Origin of the sequence: Oceanimonas aquatica (assembly GCF_030732065.1) — a bacterium.
Lineage (GTDB): Bacteria > Pseudomonadota > Gammaproteobacteria > Enterobacterales > Aeromonadaceae > Oceanimonas.
This window is the reverse complement of the sequence record NZ_JAVBHX010000013.1, coordinates 26,247-46,393: the sequence shown is the minus strand read 5'-3', so window position 1 is coordinate 46,393 and position 20,147 is coordinate 26,247. Positions and strand designations below refer to the sequence as shown.

Here is a 20,147-nt window from a genome sequence, read left to right as displayed (position 1 = left end):
GCGCCGTTATTTCCGAGGCAGCCTGGTGCCTTAACTTTCTTCCAGCTCGATGTTGATACCCAGGGAGCGGATTTCCTTCAGCAGTACGTTGAAGGATTCGGGCATGCCCGGCTCCATGCGGTGATCGCCGTCCACGATGTTCTTGTACATCTTGGTCCGGCCATTTACATCGTCCGACTTGACGGTCAGCATTTCCTGCAGGGTATAGGCGGCGCCGTAGGCTTCCAGCGCCCACACTTCCATCTCCCCGAAACGCTGGCCACCGAACTGGGCCTTACCGCCCAGCGGCTGCTGGGTAACCAGGCTGTAGGAACCGGTAGAACGCGCATGCATCTTGTCGTCCACCAGGTGGTTCAGCTTCAGCATGTACATGTAACCCACGGTCACCGGACGCTCAAAGGAGTTGCCGGTGCGGCCGTCGAACAGGGTGATCTGACCGGAATCAGGCAGATCGGCCAGCCTCAGCAGGCGCTTGATTTCGTGCTCGCGGGCACCATCGAACGCCGGCGTGGCAATAGGCACGCCCTTGCGCAGGTTGTTGGCCAGCACCCGGACTTCGTCGTCGGAGAAGGTGGACAGATCCACTTTCTGCTGCACATTTTCACCCTCATTGTAGACTTCCTGAATGAAGTCACGCAGACGGGCCAGCTCCTGCTGCTGCTTGATCATGGTGTCGATCTTTTCACCCAGTCCCTTGGCCGCCAGGCCCAGGTGGGTTTCCAGAATCTGACCGATGTTCATCCGCGACGGTACACCCAGCGGGTTCAGTACGATGTCGACCGGACGGCCGTGTTCGTCGTGGGGCATGTCTTCAACCGGAACAATGGTGGATACCACACCCTTGTTACCGTGACGACCCGCCATCTTGTCACCGGGCTGAATGCGACGCTTCACCGCCAGGTACACCTTGACGATCTTCAGCACGCCCGGAGCCAGGTCATCGCCCTGAGTGATCTTGCGGCGCTTGTTCTCGAACTTCTTGTCGAAGTCGGCTTTCAGCTCGGCATACTGCTCGGCGATCTGCTCCAGCTCAACCTGCTTGCCTTCGTCGTCCAGCGCCTGTTCCAGCAGCTTTTCGCGGGCCAGCTTGGCCACCTTGTCGGCACTCATGCCGGCAGCGGTAAGCACGGAGCGGGCACGGGCGAAGATGCCTTCTTCGAGAATGCTGAACTCTTCGGTCAGGTCTTTCTTGGCCTGCTTGAGCTGCATGTGCTCGATGTCCTGGGCACGCTTGTCCTTCTCGACGCCGTCACGGGTAAAGACCTGAACGTCGATCACGGTACCGTACACTGAGTTGGGCACGCGCAGGGAAGAGTCTTTAACGTCAGACGCCTTCTCGCCAAAGATGGCTCGCAGCAGCTTCTCCTCGGGGGTCAGCTGGGTTTCACCTTTCGGCGTTACCTTGCCCACCAGGATATCGCCCGGCTTCACTTCGGCGCCCACGTAGACGATACCGGACTCGTCCAGCTTGGACAGTGCGGCTTCACCCACGTTGGGAATGTCGGCGGTGATCTCTTCCGGACCCAGTTTGGTGTCACGAGAGATACAGGACAGTTCCTGAACATGAATGGTGGTCAGGCGATCTTCCATCACCACCCGCTCGCTGAGCAGGATGGAGTCTTCGAAGTTGTAGCCGTTCCAGGGCATGAAGGCGACGCGCAGGTTCTGACCCAGCGCCAGTTCACCCAGATCGGTGGACGGGCCGTCGGCCAGTACGTCACCGCTGATCACGCGCTCACCGGGCATCACACAAGGACGCTGGTTGATGCAGGTGTTCTGGTTGGAACGGGTGTACTTGGTCAGGTTGTAGATGTCGATACCGGCTTCGCCCGGCAGCATCTCTTCCTCGTTCACTTTCACCACGATGCGGGAAGCGTCGACATAATCGACCACACCACCGCGCTTGGCTACGGCGGTTACACCGGAGTCCACGGCCACGGCACGCTCGATACCGGTACCTACCAGCGGCTTGTCCGCCTTCAGGGTCGGTACGGCCTGACGCTGCATGTTCGAGCCCATCAGTGCCCGGTTGGCGTCATCGTGCTCGAGGAACGGGATCAGCGAGGCCGCCACAGAGACGATCTGCTGCGGGCTCACGTCCATGTACTGAACCTGGTCGGCGTTCATGTAGGTGGCTTCGCCCTTGTGACGGGACGGTACCAGCTCGTCGAGCAGGCGACCTTCTTCATCGATGGCAGCGTTGGCCTGAGCGATCACGAAGTGACCTTCCTCGATGGCAGACAGATAATCCACCTCATCGGTGATCTGACCGTCTACCACACGGCGGTACGGGGTCTCGAGGAAACCGTACTCGTTGGTGCGGGAGTAGCACGCCAGCGAGTTGATCAGACCGATGTTCGGTCCTTCAGGGGTCTCGATGGGGCACAGACGACCGTAGTGGGTCGGGTGTACGTCGCGCACCTCAAAGCCGGCACGTTCACGGGTCAGACCACCCGGGCCCAGGGCCGAGATACGACGCTTGTGGGTCACCTCGGAGAGCGGGTTGTTCTGGTCCATAAACTGGGACAGCTGGCTGGAACCGAAGAATTCCTTCACCGCGGCACTGATCGGCTTGGCGTTGATCAGATCCTGCGGCATCAGGGTATCCAGATCGCCCAGAGACAGACGCTCCTTCACCGCACGCTCAACACGAACCAGGCCCACGCGGAACTGGTTTTCGGCCATTTCGCCCACGGAGCGAATACGACGGTTGCCCAGGTGGTCGATATCGTCCACTTCGTCCACGCCGTTACGGATGGCGATCAGCTGCTTCATGACGTCGACGACGTCGGACTTGGTCAGGGTACCCGGACCATTCAGCTCTTCGCGCAACAGACGACGGTTGAACTTCATGCGACCCACGGTAGACAGGTCGTAACGATCGTCGGTAAAGAACAGGTTTTCAAACAGGGTTTCGGCCGCTTCACGGGTGGGCGGCTCGCCCGGACGCATCATGCGATAGATTTCCACCAGCGCCTCGAGGCGAGTGGTGGCGGAATCGATACGCAGGGTCTCGGACATGTAGGCGCCGTGATCCAGTTCGTTGGTGAACAGGGTCTCGAACTCCTTGATGCCGGCCACAGACAGGTTGGCCATGCTTTCCAGGCTCAGCTCGCTGTTGGCAGCCACGATCACTTCACCGGTGTCGGCGTTGATGTAGTCCTTGGCGGCCACCTTGCCAACGGCGTATTCCACCGGCACTTCCAGCTTCTCAACACCGGCCTTTTCCAGCTGGCGAATGTGGCGTGCGGTGATGCGACGACCGGTTTCCACCAGCACTTCGCCGTCGACCAGAATGTCAAAGGAGGCGGTTTCGCCCCGCAGACGCTCGGGCTTCAGCTCCATCATCAGCTTGCCGTCTGCCACTTCGAAACGGGTGGTATCGAAGAAGGTGGACAGAATGTCTTCGGTGGTGAAGTCAAGGGCGCGCAGAATGATGGACGCCGGCAGTTTGCGGCGACGGTCGATCCGGACAAACAGGTTGTCTTTGGGATCGAATTCGAAATCGAGCCAGGAACCACGGTAAGGGATCACGCGGGCGTTATACAGAACCTTACCGGAAGAGTGGGTCTTGCCGCGATCGTGATCGAAAAACACACCCGGGCTGCGGTGCAGCTGGGAGACGATTACCCGCTCGGTACCGTTGATCACAAAGGTACCGTTCTCAGTCATGAGCGGGATTTCGCCCATGTAGACTTCTTGCTCCTTGATGTCCTTGACAGTGCCGGCGGCGGCTTCTCTGTCGTACAGGACCATACGCAACTTGACGCGCAACGGCGCCGAGTAGGTCACGCCACGGATTTGACATTCCTGAACGTCAAATACGGGCTCACCCAGACGATAGCTGACATACTGCAGCTCGGCAGTGCCAGAATAGCTAGTGATAGGGAAAACGCTGCGGAAAGCCGCTTCCAGACCGTACTCGCCTTGAGGATCTGCTTCAATAAACTGTTTGAAGGAGTCAAGCTGGATTGACAGCAGGTAAGGCGTGTCCAAGACCTGGTCACGCTTACCGAAGTCCTTACGAATGCGTTTTTTCTCTGTATAAGAGTAAACCATAGGGTTCCTCAGCTCGCTGATAAGTGACCCACTCTGCCCAAATGGGACAGCTCTGATAACATCGTTTCTTGTTGGCCGAATGTCTCGACAACACTCGGTGGCTGGAACAACGAGAGGCTAAAACGACGTGAAAATTCCCCTCATCCCACAGCGCAAAAGGGCCGGTGAATAAAGATTCACCAGCCCTAGCCCGATTTCTCAGGCCGCTAAGCTATAGTCTAGCTTATTTGAGCTCAACAGAAGCACCGGCTTCTTCGAGTTCTTTCTGCAGAGCTTCGGCTTCGCCTTTGCTCAGCTGCTCTTTAACGGCAGCAGGAGCGGACTCAACCAGACCCTTGGCTTCTTTCAGGCCCAGGCCGGTGGCGCCGCGAACGGCCTTGATAACGGCAACCTTGTTGGCACCGGCACCGGTCAGGATTACGTCGAACTCGGTCTGCTCTTCGGCAGCGCCGGCACCGGCGTCACCAGCTACGGCAACAGCAGCAGCGGCAGAAACGCCGAACTTCTCTTCCATGGCTTCGATCAGTTCAACAACCTGCATTACAGACATTTCTGCAACGGCTTCGATGATTTGGTCTTTAGTGATAGACATGACTCAAATTCCTAATGTTCTGAAGTATACGGTAATCAAGCAGCCAGGCACGCTTTAGGCGGCTTCGGCTTCTTTCTTGTCGCGCAGGGCAGCAAAGGTACGAACCAGCTTGCCAGCGGAGGCTTCTTTCATGGTCGCCATCAGCTTCGCAATTGCTTCGTCGTAAGTCGGCAGCTTGGCGAGGCGGTCAATGTCGGCCGCAGGGATGAATTCGCCCTCGAAAGCCAGACCTTTCACCTCAAACGCGTTTTGCTCTTTGGCAAAGTCCTTGAACAGACGAGCGGCAGCGCCCGGGTGTTCGTTGGAGAACGCGATCAGGGTAGGACCAACGAAAACGTCTTTCAGACATTCGTAATCGGTCTCTTCCACTGCCAGGCGAGCCAGAGTGTTACGGACTACCTTGAGGTAGATACCGTTTTCACGGGCTTGCTTGCGCAGGGTGGTCATGGCAGCCACAGTTACGCCGCGAGAATCGGCAACAACTGCAGACAGGGCGCCCTTGGCAGCTTCGTTGACTTCAGCAACAATTGCTTTTTTGTCGTCGAGTCTTAATGCCATTGGCTAAACTCCTGGATTCCACCTGGGAAATTCCCAGATTAAACACACGCCTCTGTAACAGAGGCACCAAGGTGGCGAATTCCAGAAGAAAGGAAAATTTTTCTGCTTTCTAACTGGGTCCCGGCACCATCTACGCTGGAACATTAAGCCTTGCGGCTCCAGCGGTCTTGGACGGGAGTCGAAGCCCCCAACCAAATAACAAGGCGCAAAATTCTACGAAAAACCCCGCGCCTTGTAAATGCTTAATTAAGCAACATCCAGACCGGCTTGATCAACGGCCAGACCTGCACCCATGGTGGTGGACAGGCTGACTTTCTTGATGTACTGGCCTTTGGAAGAAGCGGGCTTGGCACGCTTCAGGGCGCCCAGCAGGGCTTCCAGGTTGCCTTTCAGCTGTTCAGCGTCGAAGTCAGCCTTGCCGATGGTGGTGTGGATGATACCGTTCTTGTCGTTACGGTAGCGCACCTGACCAGCCTTGGCGTTCTGCACGGCTTCGGCCACGTTCGGGGTCACGGTGCCAACCTTGGGGTTCGGCATCAGACCACGGGGACCAAGGATCTGGCCCAGCTGGCCCACAACGCGCATTGCATCGGGAGACGCGATAACAACGTCGAAGTTCAGCTCGCCGGCTTTAACCTGCTCGGCCAGGTCGTCCATGCCAACCAGGTCGGCGCCGGCCGCCTTGGCGGCTTCGGCGTTGGCGCCCTGAGTGAACACGGCAACGCGAACGTCACGACCGGTACCGTGAGGCAGCACGGTGGCGCCACGCACGTTCTGGTCGGATTTACGGGCGTCGATGCCCAGGTTCACGGCAACGTCGATGCTTTCAACGAACTTGGCGGTGGCCAGTTCTTTCAGCAGGGCGATGGCTTCGTTGATTTCGTACTCGCGAGTGGCATCTACACGCTCACGGATGGTACGCATACGCTTGGTCAGTTTAGCCATTGTCTCAGCCCTCCACTACCAGGCCCATGGAACGGGCAGAACCTTCGAGGCAACGCACGCGGGCGTCAACGTCAGCACCGGTCATGTCCGGCGCCTTGACAGCGGCGATTTCTTCCAGCTGGGCGCGGGTGATGGTACCGACCTTGTTCTTGTTCGGCTCACCGGAACCAGACTTGACACCGGCAGCCTTCTTCAGCAGGAAGGCGGCGGGCGGAGTCTTGGTTTCAAAGGTGAAGGAGCGATCGCTGTATACGGTGATAACAACCGGGATCGGAGAGCCTTTTTCCAGGCTGTCTGTACGGGCGTTGAACGCCTTACAGAATTCCATGATGTTAACGCCGTGCTGACCCAGGGCAGGACCTACGGGCGGGCTCGGGTTAGCTGCACCAGCTGCAACCTGCAGCTTGATGTACGCTTGTACTTTTTTAGCCATTGATAATTACCTCAAAAATGGGTGTTAGCGCCTCGGAGCAGTGCTCCTCTAACGGCTCCCCAACAATAAAAGGGCGGAAAATTGTAGTGCAATTTGCCGCCCCGCTCAAGCATTACGCTCGAATTATGCTCAGGTTTTTTCCACCTGACCGAACTCCAGGTCTACCGGGGTGGAGCGGCCGAAGATCAGTACGGATACCTTGACCCGGCTCTTCTCGTAATCCACTTCTTCCACCACGCCATTGAAGTCGGCAAAGGGACCGTCGGACACCCGTACCACTTCGCCCGGCTCGAACAGGGTCTTGGGTTTCGGCTTGTCCACCGCGTCCTGCAGGCGGTTGAGAATGGCATCGGCTTCCTTGTCGGAGATCGGCGCCGGACGCTCGGGGGTACCGCCAATAAAGCCCATCACCCGCGGAATGCTGCGCACCAGGTGCCAGGTGCCGTCGTTCATCTGCATCTGCACCAGCACATAGCCGGGAAAGAATTTGCGCTCGCTCTTGCGCTTCTGGCCGGCGCGCATTTCCACCACTTCTTCGGTGGGAACCAGCACTTCGCCGAACTGATCTTCCATGCCGTGCATTTTGATATGTTCACGCAGCGACTTGGCTACGCGGCCTTCATATCCGGAAAACGCCTGGACCACATACCAACGCATTCTTTGTTCTGACATGGTGAATCCTTATACTCCGGTAACCAGGTTGACCAGCCACACCAGCAGGCCATCCAGCAAAAACAGAAACAGGCCAACCAGGGCGGTCACGGCCAGTACGATAAGCGTGGTCTGAATGCTCTCCTGGCGAGTGGGCCAGACGACTTTGCGCATTTCCAGACGAGACTCCCGGGCAAAGGCAAAGCTGCTTTGACCCTTTTTGGTCTGGTATGCCAGCAGACCGGCAATACCCACTGCCACTACCACGCCGGCAGCGCGAATAAAGACCGCCAGATCACTGTAGAGATAGTTGGCGACCACGGCTGCGATCAGAATAATGAAAACCAGCCCCCACAGCAGGGTATCTTTCGCCCCGCCCTGGCTCTCGGTATTTGCACTCATAAGCTACCTGTCTAAATATTCCGAGTCCGTTACAGACGCAAAAACCCCGCCGACGGCGAGGTAAGTGGCAGGGGCGGAGGGACTCGAACCCCCAACCGTCGGTTTTGGAGACCGCCGTTCTACCAATTGGAACTACGCCCCTAATACAACAAAGCCCCTATTATAGGGGCTTTGTAACGCGATTGTAAGCGCTATTACTCGATGATTTTGGCTACAACGCCAGCACCAACGGTACGGCCACCTTCACGAATCGCGAAGCGCAGACCGTCTTCCATCGCGATGGGAGCAATCAGGTTCACGTCCATCTTGATGTTGTCACCAGGCATTACCATTTCAACGCCTTCCGGCAGTTCGATGGTACCGGTCACGTCAGTAGTACGGAAGTAGAACTGCGGACGGTAGCCCTTGAAGAACGGAGTGTGACGGCCGCCTTCGTCCTTGGACAGTACGTATACTTCGGATTCGAAGCGGGTGTGCGGGGTGATGGAGCCCGGCTTGGCCAGAACCTGACCACGCTCAACATCTTCACGCTTGGTACCACGCAGCAGAACACCTACGTTCTCACCAGCACGGCCTTCGTCCAGCAGCTTGCGGAACATTTCAACACCGGTACAGGTGGTCTTGGTGGTGTCTTTGATGCCCACGATTTCAACTTCTTCACCCACCTTGATGATACCGCGCTCTACACGACCGGTAACAACGGTACCACGACCCTGGATGGAGAATACGTCTTCGATCGGCAGCAGGAAGGCACCGTCGATGGCACGCTCGGGATCCGGGATGTAGGAGTCCAGGGCAGCAGCCAGTTCGATGATCTTCGGCTCCCACTGGGGATCGCCTTCCAGGCCTTTCAGAGCGGAGCCCTGGATAACCGGAATGTCGTCGCCCGGGAAGTCATACTCGGACAGCAGCTCACGCACTTCCATTTCTACCAGCTCGAGCAGCTCTTCATCGTCAACCATGTCACACTTGTTCATGAAGACAACGATGTAAGGTACACCTACCTGGCGGGCCAGCAGGATGTGCTCACGGGTTTGCGGCATGGGGCCGTCGGTGGCAGCTACTACCAGGATCGCGCCGTCCATCTGGGCAGCACCGGTGATCATGTTCTTCACGTAGTCGGCGTGGCCGGGGCAGTCAACGTGAGCGTAGTGACGGGTTTCGGTGTCGTACTCAACGTGAGAAGCGGCGATGGTGATACCACGGGCTTTTTCTTCCGGGGCGTTATCGATCTGATCGAATGCGCGGGCAGCGCCACCGAACTGCTTGGCCAGGACGTTGGTGATGGCAGCGGTCAGAGTCGTTTTACCGTGGTCAACGTGGCCGATGGTACCAACGTTAACGTGCGGTTTCGTACGTTCAAATTTTTCTTTAGACATGCTCGTCCCTCTAACTGGTTGGGTGGTGAGCTATACCACGCGAATCGCAAGTAGGAAGTATATAACAAAAAAGGCTTGAGGGTGCCTGAGTAAAGAAGTGGTGCTGATACCCAGAATCGAACTGGGGACCTCACCCTTACCAAGGGTGCGCTCTACCATCTGAGCTATATCAGCAACTGGAGCGGGCAGCGGGAATCGAACCCGCATCATCAGCTTGGAAGGCTGAGGTAATAGCCATTATACGATGCCCGCGGTGGTCTTTACTTGAACGACCTCAAACCGCTTTTTCAATGCCCGTCGGGGACGAACACTGGAAACTGGTGGAGGGAGCTGGATTCGAACCAGCGAAGGCTGAGCCGTCAGATTTACAGTCTGATCCCTTTGGCCACTCGGGAACCCCTCCAAATTTTAAATGGTGCCGGCAGAAGGAGTCGAACCCTCGACCTACTGATTACAAGTCAGTTGCTCTACCAACTGAGCTATGCCGGCACACGAGCGGGACGAATTCTATGGCAAGGCCATGGTTCTATGCAACACCCTTGAGCCAAGTTTTTTTCTTCGGCGAACTAAGCGCGCAAAAAACCACCACATCGAAACAAACCGTTCACCACCGGGATGGGAGACAGCTCACGTTACGACCAATGGCGGGACCGCCCCTGCCTTGTTGAACACGGCGCCTTTGGTGTAAGGTCGACCGGCGACTCACAGGACCCCCTTGATGAAGACAGACACCCATTCTCCCTACCTGGCCTTTTCCCGCGAAACCTGGTCAGAGCTGCGCGAGTCCGTGCAACTACCACTGAGCGAAGACGAACTGATGCGTCTGCGCAGCATGAACGACCGTGTCTCCCTGGCCGAAGTCAGGGACATCTACCTGCCCCTGTCCCGCCTGCTCAACCTTTATGTCAAGGCCAAGCAGCGGCGCAGCCGGGTGCTGGATCAGTTTCTCGGCAACGAGCACCATCACGTGCCCTATGTGATCAGCATCGCCGGCTCGGTGGCGGTGGGCAAAAGCACCACCGCCCGCATTCTGCAGACCCTGCTGGAACGCTGGCCCCAGCACCCGCGGGTGACCCTGGTCACCACAGACGGCTTTCTTTACCCGAACGCCGAGCTGGAACGGCGCGGCCTGATGAAGAAAAAGGGCTTTCCCCAGTCTTACGACATGCGCCGGCTGGTGCAGTTTGTATCGGATATCAAGTCGGGCAAGCAGGATGTGCGGGCGCCGGTGTATTCCCACCTGACCTACGACATCGTGCCCGGTCAGGAGGTGACCGTTGAGCAGGCGGACATCGTGATTATCGAGGGGCTTAACGTGCTGCAAAGCGGCATGGACTATCCCCACGATCCCCACCGGGTATTCGTGTCGGACTTCGTGGACTTCTCGGTGTACGTGGACGCCGAAGAACGGCTGCTGAAAACCTGGTACGTGGAACGCTTTCTCAAGCTGCGCTCGGGTGCCTTTGCGGATCCCGAGTCCTACTTTCACCACTATGCCCGGCTCAGCGAGGAAGAAGCGGTGGCCACCGCCAGCCGCATCTGGCAGGAAATCAACTACAAGAACCTGAAGCAGAACATACTGCCGACCCGGGACCGAGCCGAGCTGATCCTGACCAAGGGCCAGGACCACCAGATAGAGCAAATCTGGCTTAAGAAGTAACCGCCGGATGAGGGGCTGGGGATTGGCCAGTCCCTCATTCCGAGTCCCTATTCCCTGTTGTTGCCGCGCAACGAGATTTCCCCGCCCAGATAGCGTTTCACTTCGCCGCTTTCCAGCTCCAGCAACAGGGCGCCCTGATCATCGATGCCCCGGGCGGTGCCCTGTACTTCCTGCTCGCCCATCAGTACCCGCACCGGCTTGCCATTGAAATAATCCAGCCGGTTCCAGCGCTCACGAAACCCGGCAATGCCTTCCTGCTCGAAGCGCAACAGTGCCTGCTGCCATCCATTTATCAGGGCGATCACCAGGCCGTTGCGATCGCTGATCTCACCCAGCTCCGCCAGCTCTGCCCAGGGCTGGGTAATACGCTCCTGCTCGGACTCGGGCAGCACCAGATTCAGCCCCATGCCGATCACCAGATGACAGGGGCCGCCGGCGGTACCCGACATTTCCACCAGAATGCCCGCCAGCTTGCGACCGTTCAGGTACAGATCATTGGGCCATTTCAGCTCCACGCCAGCAAAGCCGGCGTTTTCCAGCGCCTCCACCGCGGCAATGCCCACCACCAGGCTGAGCCCCATGGCCGCCGCCATGCCCTGCTCCAGCCGCCAGTACAGGCTCATGATCAACTGGCCGCCAAAGGGCGACACCCAGCTGCGACCACGCCGGCCCCGCCCCGAGGTCTGGCACTCGGCCAGACACACATCGCCCTTGTTAAGCCGTTCCACCGACTCCAGCCAGTACTGGTTGGTGGAGCCGATCACCGGCACCACCTCGACCTGCGCCGGCGCCAGCGCGTGAGCCAGCCGCGCCGGGTCGAGCAGTTGCAGCGGCACCGCCAGCCGGTAGCCCTTGCCGCTGACGCTGTATACGTCCAGCCCCAGGCCTTTCAGCGCCTGCACATGCTTGCTGACCGCCGCCCGACTCACGTTCAGGGCCTCGCCCAGCTGCTCGCCGGAATGAAACTGACCGTCGGCCAAATGGCGCAAAAGACTCTCTCGTAACGGGGTCAGTTCAGACATGCCAGCGCCTCGTCCAGGTGGGTTTCACCCTGCGGGCCTATCATGCGCACCTCCGGCTCCAGCACCACGCCAAAGTGGTCGTTGACCCGCTCCCGCACCAGCTCCGCCAGCCGCAATATGTCTTCGGCGGTGGCGCCGCCCCGGTTAACCAGCACCAGGGCCTGCTGCTGGTGTACGGCGGCACCGCCCACGACGGTGCCCTTGAGCCCGGCCTGGTCGATCAGCCAGCCGGCGGCCAGCTTCACCAAACCGCCTTCGGCCGGGTACAGCGGCAAGCCGGGCCAGGCCTGTTTCAATGCCTCACCCTGAGCCTGACTGACCTTGGGGTTTTTGAAGAAGCTGCCGGCATTACCGAGCTCGGCAGGATCGGGCAGCTTGGCGCGACGGGTGGCGCACACTTGCTCAAACACTTGCCGGGCCGTGGCATGGTCGCCCAGCTCTGCCAGCGGGCCATACCCCAGCACCGGCTGCCAGGCCTTGGGCAGACGCAGGGTAATGCTGAGGATCAGATGCTCCCGGGCACCATGCTTGAACACACTGTCGCGGTAGCCAAAGGCACACTCGTTCGCCGGCCAGACGTGGATCTCGCCGCTGTGCCAGTTATAGCTTTCCACTTGCTCGCAGAAACGGGATAGCTCCACGCCGTAGGCACCAATATTCTGAATGGGCGCCGCCCCGGCGGTGCCCGGGATCAGCGCCAGGTTCTCCAGCCCCAGCATGCCGTGCTCCAGGCAATAACACACCAGCTCATGCCAGTTTTCACCACCCTGCACGGTAACTCGCCAGGCGTCCTCGGTTTCGGTCACGGATATGCCCTTGAGCCGGTTCACCAGCACCTGCCCCTTAAAGGAGGAAGTAAACAGCAGATTGGAGCCCTCGCCCACCACCAGCCGTGACCCGGCAAACTGAGCGAGCTGCGCCAGTTGATCTCTGTGGTGCAGAATGACCACCTCATCGGCGGCCTGTTCCAGACCAAAGGTATTAAAGGGAAAAAGGGAATGGGCATTGCTCGGCATGGTGTTTGTGTCCTGAAAAAATGCCGGGCCAGTGTACCCCAAGACGCCGGCGGGGTTAACCAGCGGCGAAATGACACCGTTATTGCTCGCCAGTAAAAGTGATTTACCACGACCATGGCGGTCATGCTCTTGCCTCAGATGGCGTTTTGCCCTGAAATCGACACCGGATGTCATCAGGAGCCAACACCATGAGCCAAGCCCAAAGCGAACAACTGATCCAATGCTATTACCGCGCCTTTAACGAAGGCGACATGACCACCTTTCTTGGCCTGCTGACCGAGGGCGTGGTACACGATATCAACCAGGGCGGACGCGAGACCGGCAAGGCCGCCTTTGCCGCCTTTATGGAACGCATGAACCGCCACTATAAAGAGCAACTGGTAGACATGGTGATCATGGTGAACGCCGCCGGCGACCGGGCTGCCGCCGAGTTCGTGGTACTCGGCGAATACCAAAGCACAGACCCGGGCCTGCCCGAGGCCGCCGGCCAGCGCTACCGCCTGCCCGCCGGTGCCTTTTTCGAGATTAAAGACAACAAGGTGGCGCGCATCAGCAACTACTACAACCTCAACGACTGGATTGCCCAGGTCAGCCAATGACCCTGCGTATTGAAACAGTCACCGGTGAGCAGATCATTCCCTGGCTGAACGAGCTGGCCGAACTGCGTATTCGCGTGTTCCGGGACTTTCCCTATCTCTACGACGGCAGTCTGGACTACGAGATGGACTATCTCGCCACCTACACTCGGTGCGCGCGCAGCATTTGCGTGTTGGCCCTGGATGGCAACCGGGTAGTGGGGGCGTCTACCGGTCTGCCCCTGGCCGAGGAAGTGGCCGAGTTCCGCGCCCCCTTTGCCGCCGCCGGGCTCAACGAGACCCGCATTTTCTACTGTGCCGAATCGGTGCTGCTGCCCGAGTACCGGGGACGAGGGCTGTACCGACGTTTTTTTGAAGGCCGCGAGCAACACGCGCGCACCCTGGGCTTTGACACTGCCGTGTTCTGCGCCGTGGTGCGCCCAGAGCATCACCCGTTAAAGCCCGCCAATTACCGGCCGCTGACCGATATCTGGGCCCGCTTCGGCTATTATCCGGAACCCGGGCTGCTTACCCGGTTTTGCTGGAAGGACAGGGATCAGTCCGAGGAAACCGCCAAGCCCATGCAGTTTTATCTGAAACCTCTGGAGACGTCTCAATGACTCAGCCTCTGGTGCTGGCTTGCGCCCAGTATTCCATCGACTTTCTCGGCAGCTGGCCCGCCTTTGAACGCAAGCTGGACCGGTTGCTGGCCGAGGCTCTTGAGCGAGGGGCCAACTTCCTGCTGCTGCCCGAGTACTTTTCCATGGAGCTGGCCTCGCTGTTTGACGAGCCGGTTTACCGCAGCCTCAGCGCCCAGCTCGAGGCCATGCAAACCCTGTTGCCGGACTTTATGGAGTTCTTCTCCCAGCGGGCACGGCGACACGGCCTGCATATTCTGGCCGGCACCATTCCGGTGCACCTTGCCGACGGCCGCTTCGTGAACCGGGCCTACCTGTTTCGCCCGGACGGCAGCCACGACTGGCAGGACAAGCTGCAGATGACCCGCTTTGAGAAAGAGCAGTGGCACATCAGCGCCGGCGATGACATTAGGGTGCTCGATACCGCCTTTGGCAAGGTGGGAGTGGCGGTCTGCTACGACAGCGAGTTTCCACTGATCGTGCGCCGTCAGGTGGAAGCCGGCGCCCGGCTTGTGCTGGTACCCAGCTGCACCGACACCGAAGCCGGCTTTAACCGGGTGCGCATCGGCAGTCAGGCGCGGTCACTGGAAAACCAGTGTTTTGTAGCCCAGTCCCCCACCATAGGTCAGGCTCCCTGGTCGGAAGCGGTAGACATCAACACCGGCCGCGCCGCCATCTACACCCCGGTGGACTATGGCTATCCCGACGACGGCATTCTGGTGATGGGTGACGCCGACCAGCCCGGCTGGGTGGTGGCGACACTGGATCTGGATGCGCTGGAAACCGTGCGTACTCAGGGGCAGGTATTCAACCACAGGGACTGGGACGGCCAGCTGGACTACTGAGGAGCGGCACTTTCCGCCAGAAAGGCCTGCACTTCGTCGGCGGCCACGGCAAAGTTGAAGTTGCCCCAGGCGGTCACGCCCTTGGTGGTAATGCCCACCAGGTTGCCACTTTCATCAAACAGACCACCGCCGGAAGAGCCGTAGCTGATGGGGGCCGTGGTCTGGATCACCCGTACCCCTTGCTGATTGCGCCGGGCGGAAACAATCCCTTCGGTCAGGGTTTTGTCGAGCCCCGCCGGAGAGCCGATAGCAAAGACCCTGTCCCCCACTTGCAACTGCTCAACGGAGCGCGCCCGCTGCGTATATTCCAGCCGGCGCCCGTCTTCCAGGGTCAGCAGCGCCAGATCCCGCGCCGCATCCGTATACAGCACCCGCCATACCATGATGTCCGCTTCCCGCACCGGCTGCTGGCCATTTCGGCTGATGCTAACCGGCACGCCGCCTTCGGCCACCAGGTGATAACTGGTCACCGCCCGGTAAGGGTCGATGGCCACCGCCGAGCCCAGGCTCAAGGGCTCCAGCCCCGCCCCCAGCTGCTCATACACCACCACCTTGTACACGGCGGGGCCGCGCTGATCATACAGCCCGGCGGCCGTCACTGCCGGTCCCGGCCCGCTGACCAGCTGCAGCCGGGGCGGTGTCAGCAGCGCCTGGCGGCGCACACAGTCGTCATCGCCCAGAGCGGCACAGGCGGCAAAATGCTGCGCAGCCTGCCTTGCATCGCGCACCGCCGGATCGTGCTCACCGGCATAAATTTCTCCCAACAGTCGGTGTGCCCGGGACTGCCACTTTGGCTCGCCGCTGTCGCTCAGCCGCGTCAGCCAGTCAATGGCCTCGGCGGTGTTTTGCGCCGTGCCCCGCCCTTCCAGATACATTTGCGCCAGCTGGTAGCGGGCTTCGGGTTGCTCGGCGCTGGCGGCAGCCTCGCGATAGTAGTCAAAGGCGGTGGTGTCGTCACCGGACAGTCGTGCCGCATAGGCGGCCTGTTGTTGCTGGCCGGCGCTCATGCCGCAGCCGGCCAGCAACAATGACATCAACAGAAGGGGCAGGCAGGGTTTCATGCAGGCTTTTCCGCTGAGAGTAAAGCCTAAGCATAGCAGTATCAGGTTCTGGCCCGACGCCGGAGTGCCCCCTTGCGTTTGCGGGGTGGCTTGCCGCCCTGCAGGCCGCGAAAGGCGTCGGGGCGAACGCTGTCAATCAGGCCGGGCAACTGCCCCTGTAATTCGTCCATAAACTGGCGATAGCCCGCCTGCTTGCGGCTAATGGCATCCAGCACCGCCTCCCAGCGGGCGGTCATGTCGGGGGTGGTGGCAGACTCGGGCAGACTGTCGATCAGCCGGCTTCCCGCTTCGGTGGCATGAATTTGCCGGCCCCGGCGCTCAAGAAAACCGCGGCTGAACAGCAGCTCGATAATGCCCGCCCGGGTCGCTTCGGTGCCCAGGCCGTCGGTGTCCCGCAGAATTTTTTTAAGCTCGGCGTCGGTGACATAACGGGCAATGTGGGTCATGGCCGAGAGCAGGGTGGCGTCGGTAAAAGGCCGGGGAGGCTGAGTCTGCTTTTCCTGCAGCTCGCCCTGCAGGCACTGCACCGTATCCCCCACCTTCAGCGCCGGCAGCCGGGATTGCAACTCGTCGTCCTGCTGCTCATCCTCCTTACTCTGCGCAAACAGCGCCTTCCAGCCCGCCACTCGCTGTTGCCGTGCCTTGGCCACAAAGCGGCCGCCGGCAATCTCCACTTCCAGCTTTTTTTCGTCCAGCTCCTGGTGAGGGTAGAACTGGGCCGCGTACTGGCGGGCGATCAGCTCGTAGATTTGCCTCTCGCTGCCGGACAGCCGGGCACCGTCGGTTTTGCGGGTGGTGGGAATAATGGCGTGGTGGGCTTCCACCTTGCTGTCGTTCCAGGCCCGGCCGCGAATGCCGGTGTCGGCCTGCTTCACTGCCGGTGCCAGGGCCGGACAGACGGCCGCAATGGCCGCCAGCACCGCTGGCCCCTGGCCGAAGTGCTCGGCGGGCAGATAACGGTTGTCGGAACGGGGGTAGGTGATCAGCTTGTGGCGCTCATAGAGCCCCTGACACAGGTCCAGCACCTGCTTGGCGCTGAGACCAAAGCGGCGGGCCGCGTCGATCTGCAGTGCCGACAGGTTATAGGGCAGCGGCGGTGGTATGCGCTGGCGCTTATTGTCGGCAGCCAGCACTTTCCCCGGCTGACCGGTAATGCGGCGAATCACGTTGTCGGCAAGCGCCCGGGACAGCACCCTGCCCTCTTCGTCCTGCCAGGGCTGGCAGGCCTCACTGGGCTGCCACTTGGCACAAAACTGTTCGTCGCCCTCGGTTTGCAGCAGTGCCAGCACCTCATAAAAGGGCTTGGGCTGAAAGTCGGCGATGTCTCTGTCTCTACGTACTACCAGCCCCAGCACCGGCGTCTGCACCCGGCCCACCGAGAGCACGCCGTTATAGCCGGTGCTGCGCCCGGCCAGGGTACAGAGCCGGGTCATGTTGATGCCGTAGAGCCAGTCGGCCCGGGATCGGGCAAGGGCCGAGACCGACAGCGGCACGAAGTCGGTATTGGGTCTGAGCGCGGCCAGGGATTTTTTCACCGCCGCCGGGTTGAGATCGCTGATCAGACAACGCTGTACGCCGTTACGCCGGGTGGCGGGCACCTTGCAGTAGCTGATGACCTCGTCCACAAGCAGCTGGCCTTCCCGGTCCGGATCGCCGGCATGCACTATGGTGTCGGCGTCTTTCAGCAGTTTTTTGAGTACCGAAAGCTGCTTTTTGGTTTTGGGTTTGGCCACCAGCTTCCAGTCGTCGGGAATGATGGGCAGGTGTTCGCGCCGCCATTGCTTGAAGGCGGGATCGTAGGCATCGGGCTCGGCCTGCTCCAGCAGGTGACCGATGCACCAGGTCACCACGTCGCCGTTGGCCAGGCGAATAAAGCCGTCGCCCTTTTGCTGAGGCTTGGGCAAGACCTCGGCCATGGCCCGGGCCAGGCTGGGTTTTTCGGCGATATAAAGAATCATGCGGATCGTCTGATAGCAAGGTGACCATCGGCCAGAGTGAGTACTCCACCGACACGCTGCAAGCACTTCCCTGTGGCGCTCGGCACATGCCATCCATGGCATATGACGGTCGCTGAAGCACATTCACTCCGTCCTCTCCCAGAGACCTCTATTGCCTGGGAAGAAAAACGGCTCAGTAATCCTCGTTCAGCAGAAAGTCGTCCATGGCTTCCACCAGGTAGGGCCAGTCGGCTTCGGGCACCGGGGTCACCGGATCTTCGTCCCCTTCGCCGTATTCGTCCCAGTAGTGAGCGCGCAGGGCCAGGGCAAAGTCGGAATACTCCTCGGCCAGAGCATGCAGCGGGCCAAACCAGATGATACGGGTCAGACCGGAGGTCAGATCGTTGAGGTATTCGGTGAGCACCTGGGGATCCGGGTATTGCTCCATCAGCAGTTCAAAGCGCTCCCGGGCGGCAATGTGCTGATCCGGGTCCAGCTCGCCCAGCTCGGCCACATGGTGCAGGTAGTCGGTCAGGATGAATTCCTTGGCCTGGTTTTCACCGGCCAGCCACTGGCAACGGGTTTCCTTGCGGCTGATGATGGACAGTGCCACTCCCTCATCGAGAAAACACAGGGCCCACAGTTGATCATCCATCGGTTACTCCATGGTGGCAGAAAAATTAACGGCCGCCAGTGTAACGGAAAACCGCCAATGCATCACCGAAACAAGCGGGTGAGCCGGTCCCGGCGCAGGGACAACAGAGACAGCCCCACCAGCAGGTAGATAAGGGGCTCTATCCAGCCAGATTTGACCGACCACCAGAAGTGCACGCACACCACCAGTACCGTGGGGTAAATCCAGTTGTGCAGTGTTTGCCAGCGCCGGCCCAGGCGGCGTTGCCAGCCCTGAGTGGAGGTGATGGCCAGCAACAACAGTACCGCCCAGGACGCCATTCCCAGGGTGATAAAGCCGCGTTCGACGATCTCCTCGCCAATCAGCCCCCAGGCCAGTTGCAGGTCCAGCAGTACCCAGGCCACCAGATGCAGGCTGGCGTAGGTGAAACACCAGAGCCCCACCGCCCGGCGCAGCCGTACCAGGGGGCCGAGACGAAAGCGTTTGGCCAGCGGGGAAATACACAGGGTCAGCAGCAGCAGGCGCAATGCCCAGATGCCCAGATAATGCAGCAGTTCGGGCACGGGATCGGCACTGAAATGGCCCGCGGCAAAGCCCCAGGGCAACCACAGCAGCGGCAGCACCGCCAGGCCGTGCACCAGCACCCGCAGCCGGCGCAGGCGAGTGGCGTCAATCCGCATCAGTAGAACTTCCTCAGATCCATGCCGGCATAGAGCGAGGCCACTTCTTCTTCGTAGCCGTTAAACATCAGGGTGGGCTGGCGCTGGCTGCCGAACAGGCCGCCTTCACCGATCACCCGCTCGCTGGCCTGGCTCCAGCGGGGGTGATCCACGTTCGGGTTCACATTGGCGTAGAAGCCATACTCGTAAGAAGCCAGCTGATTCCAGGTGCAGGGCGGCTGACGTTCGGTAAGGGTGATGCGCACGATCGACTTGATGCCCTTGAAGCCGTATTTCCAGGGCACCACCAGCCGCACCGGGGCGCCGTTCTGGTTGGGCAGGGTCTTGCCGTACATGCCCACCACCAGCAGGCTGAGGGGGTTCATGGCCTCGTCGATACGCAGGCCTTCCACATAGGGATAATCGATGCCACCGCCCACAAACCGTGACGCCTGACCGCGCATCTGCTCTGGATCGTAAAGGGTTTCAAAGGCTACGTATTTGGCCTTTGACGTGGGGTTGGCGGCCTTGATGATATTGGCCAGGGGCACGCCCAGCCAGGGAATGACCATGGACCAGGCTTCCACACAACGATGGCGGTAAATTCGCTCTTCCAGCTGCTGTTTCTCCAGCCAGGCCCACACATCGATGGTCTGTGGCTTGTCCACCTCACCGTCGATTTCTATGGTCCAGGGCCGGGTTTGCAGCCCCTGGGAATAGCGCAGCGGATCCGACTTGTCGGTGCCGAACTCGTAAAAGTTGTTGTAACTGGTGGCCACCTTCTCGGCGGTGGGCGTCAGCGCCGGCTGGTAGGCCTCGGGGCGCTCAAAAGTCAGCGGCATCCGGCTCGACGGCGCAGCGGTTTCTTCCTTGCCCAGCAGGTTGCTGAGCACATTGGCGCCGGCAGGCAGACTGAGTGCGGCAGCGCCCAGCCCCAGGCCCTGCACGATTCGCCGGCGCTGGTGGTACACGCCTTCAGGTGTAACCTGGTGCTCCTTGAGCTCCGACTTTTTTCTGACCTTGATACGCATGAAAACTCCCGTGGACGTAGCTTTGCAAAAAAGAACGGCACAACCCCAAA

19 protein-coding genes and 5 tRNA genes are annotated in these 20,147 nt (G+C 59.9%); 4 read left to right on the top strand and 20 right to left on the bottom strand.

Features of this window, described 5'->3' with window-relative positions; all coding sequences use genetic code 11:
* Positions 1–30: 30 nt before the first annotated feature.
* The 13 genes from rpoB to Q9290_RS15435 all read right to left on the bottom strand — a co-directional run bounded on the left by rpoB (position 31) and on the right by Q9290_RS15435 (position 9,508).
* Positions 31–4,059 (bottom strand): DNA-directed RNA polymerase subunit beta, encoded by a 4,029-nt coding sequence (rpoB, locus tag Q9290_RS15495; protein ID WP_306080549.1) that lies wholly within the window; start codon positions 4,057–4,059, stop codon positions 31–33.
* A gap of 223 nt (positions 4,060–4,282) precedes the next feature.
* Positions 4,283–4,651 carry a 50S ribosomal protein L7/L12 gene (gene rplL / locus Q9290_RS15490; RefSeq protein ID WP_306080548.1) on the bottom strand — a complete coding sequence of 123 codons (369 nt, stop codon included), beginning with the start codon at positions 4,649–4,651 and terminating at the stop codon, positions 4,283–4,285.
* 54 nt (positions 4,652–4,705) lie between these two features.
* Positions 4,706–5,209, bottom strand: coding sequence for a 50S ribosomal protein L10 (gene rplJ, locus Q9290_RS15485; RefSeq protein ID WP_306080547.1), 504 nt, complete (start codon positions 5,207–5,209; stop codon positions 4,706–4,708).
* Between the two features lie 246 nt (positions 5,210–5,455).
* Positions 5,456–6,154 carry a 50S ribosomal protein L1 gene (gene rplA / locus Q9290_RS15480; RefSeq protein ID WP_306080546.1) on the bottom strand — a complete coding sequence of 233 codons (699 nt, stop codon included), beginning with the start codon at positions 6,152–6,154 and terminating at the stop codon, positions 5,456–5,458.
* 4 nt (positions 6,155–6,158) lie between these two features.
* Positions 6,159–6,587, bottom strand: a complete 429-nt coding sequence (gene rplK / locus Q9290_RS15475; protein ID WP_306080545.1) for a 50S ribosomal protein L11 — start codon at positions 6,585–6,587, stop codon at positions 6,159–6,161.
* Positions 6,588–6,716: 129 nt separating this feature from the next.
* Entirely contained in the window at positions 6,717–7,259 is a 543-nt protein-coding gene (nusG, locus tag Q9290_RS15470; RefSeq protein ID WP_306080544.1) for a transcription termination/antitermination protein NusG, read from the bottom strand.
* A 9-nt stretch (positions 7,260–7,268) separates the two neighbouring features.
* Positions 7,269–7,640 (bottom strand): preprotein translocase subunit SecE, encoded by a 372-nt coding sequence (gene secE / locus Q9290_RS15465; protein ID WP_014291227.1) that lies wholly within the window; start codon positions 7,638–7,640, stop codon positions 7,269–7,271.
* Between the two features lie 65 nt (positions 7,641–7,705).
* Positions 7,706–7,782: transfer RNA gene (locus tag Q9290_RS15460), tRNA-Trp, on the bottom strand.
* A 52-nt stretch (positions 7,783–7,834) separates the two neighbouring features.
* Positions 7,835–9,019, bottom strand: coding sequence for an elongation factor Tu (gene tuf, locus Q9290_RS15455; RefSeq protein WP_306080543.1), 1,185 nt, complete (start codon positions 9,017–9,019; stop codon positions 7,835–7,837).
* A gap of 98 nt (positions 9,020–9,117) precedes the next feature.
* Positions 9,118–9,193 (bottom strand) — tRNA-Thr (locus Q9290_RS15450).
* 3 nt (positions 9,194–9,196) lie between these two features.
* A tRNA-Gly gene (locus Q9290_RS15445) sits at positions 9,197–9,271 on the bottom strand.
* Positions 9,272–9,337: 66 nt separating this feature from the next.
* Positions 9,338–9,422: transfer RNA gene (locus Q9290_RS15440), tRNA-Tyr, on the bottom strand.
* A 10-nt stretch (positions 9,423–9,432) separates the two neighbouring features.
* A tRNA-Thr gene (locus Q9290_RS15435) sits at positions 9,433–9,508 on the bottom strand.
* Positions 9,509–9,737: 229 nt separating this feature from the next.
* On the opposite strand from Q9290_RS15435, the gene coaA reads away from it, so the two are divergent.
* A complete protein-coding gene (gene coaA / locus Q9290_RS15430) occupies positions 9,738–10,679 on the top strand; it encodes a type I pantothenate kinase (RefSeq protein ID WP_306080542.1) in 942 nt (313 codons plus the stop codon).
* Positions 10,680–10,726: 47 nt separating this feature from the next.
* Here coaA and birA read toward each other — a convergent pair whose 3' ends face one another.
* Together birA and murB are read right to left on the bottom strand one after the other, a co-directional pair.
* Positions 10,727–11,701 carry a bifunctional biotin--[acetyl-CoA-carboxylase] ligase/biotin operon repressor BirA gene (gene birA / locus Q9290_RS15425; protein ID WP_306080541.1) on the bottom strand — a complete coding sequence of 325 codons (975 nt, stop codon included), beginning with the start codon at positions 11,699–11,701 and terminating at the stop codon, positions 10,727–10,729.
* On the bottom strand, positions 11,689–12,717 hold the full coding sequence (gene murB / locus Q9290_RS15420) for a UDP-N-acetylmuramate dehydrogenase (RefSeq protein WP_306080540.1): 1,029 nt from the start codon (positions 12,715–12,717) through the stop codon (positions 11,689–11,691). The genes birA and murB overlap by 13 nt, the downstream gene beginning before the upstream one ends.
* 188 nt (positions 12,718–12,905) lie before the next feature.
* Here murB and Q9290_RS15415 point away from each other — a divergent pair, with 188 nt between their 5' ends.
* Genes Q9290_RS15415 through Q9290_RS15405 form a run of 3 tightly spaced genes read left to right on the top strand, consistent with a single transcriptional unit; the run spans position 12,906 to position 14,775 of the window.
* Positions 12,906–13,316: a ketosteroid isomerase-related protein gene (locus tag Q9290_RS15415; RefSeq protein WP_306080539.1), complete on the top strand. Its 411-nt coding sequence runs from the start codon at positions 12,906–12,908 to the stop codon at positions 13,314–13,316.
* Positions 13,313–13,912, top strand: a complete 600-nt coding sequence (locus Q9290_RS15410) for a GNAT family N-acetyltransferase (protein WP_306080538.1) — start codon at positions 13,313–13,315, stop codon at positions 13,910–13,912. Before Q9290_RS15415 ends, Q9290_RS15410 begins: the two co-directional genes overlap by 4 nt.
* The gene (locus tag Q9290_RS15405) at positions 13,909–14,775 is read left to right on the top strand and encodes a carbon-nitrogen hydrolase family protein (RefSeq protein WP_306080537.1); all 867 of its coding nucleotides are present in this window, start codon (positions 13,909–13,911) and stop codon (positions 14,773–14,775) included. The genes Q9290_RS15410 and Q9290_RS15405 overlap by 4 nt, the downstream gene beginning before the upstream one ends.
* Here the strand turns inward: Q9290_RS15405 and Q9290_RS15400 are convergent.
* The 5 genes from Q9290_RS15400 to msrP all read right to left on the bottom strand — a co-directional run bounded on the left by Q9290_RS15400 (position 14,769) and on the right by msrP (position 20,097).
* Positions 14,769–15,836, bottom strand: coding sequence for a trypsin-like peptidase domain-containing protein (locus tag Q9290_RS15400; RefSeq protein WP_306080536.1), 1,068 nt, complete (start codon positions 15,834–15,836; stop codon positions 14,769–14,771). The two genes, Q9290_RS15405 and Q9290_RS15400, sit on opposite strands and share 7 nt — an antisense overlap.
* Positions 15,837–15,877: 41 nt before the next feature.
* Complete coding sequence (locus Q9290_RS15395; RefSeq protein WP_306080535.1) at positions 15,878–17,794, bottom strand: DNA topoisomerase III; 1,917 nt, start codon at positions 17,792–17,794, stop codon at positions 15,878–15,880.
* Between the two features lie 172 nt (positions 17,795–17,966).
* Positions 17,967–18,428, bottom strand: coding sequence for a hypothetical protein (locus tag Q9290_RS15390; protein WP_306080534.1), 462 nt, complete (start codon positions 18,426–18,428; stop codon positions 17,967–17,969).
* A 62-nt stretch (positions 18,429–18,490) separates the two neighbouring features.
* Positions 18,491–19,087 carry a protein-methionine-sulfoxide reductase heme-binding subunit MsrQ gene (locus Q9290_RS15385; RefSeq protein WP_306080533.1) on the bottom strand — a complete coding sequence of 199 codons (597 nt, stop codon included), beginning with the start codon at positions 19,085–19,087 and terminating at the stop codon, positions 18,491–18,493.
* Positions 19,087–20,097, bottom strand: coding sequence for a protein-methionine-sulfoxide reductase catalytic subunit MsrP (gene msrP, locus Q9290_RS15380; protein ID WP_306080532.1), 1,011 nt, complete (start codon positions 20,095–20,097; stop codon positions 19,087–19,089). Before msrP ends, Q9290_RS15385 begins: the two co-directional genes overlap by 1 nt.
* Between the last annotated feature and the right edge of the window lie 50 nt (positions 20,098–20,147).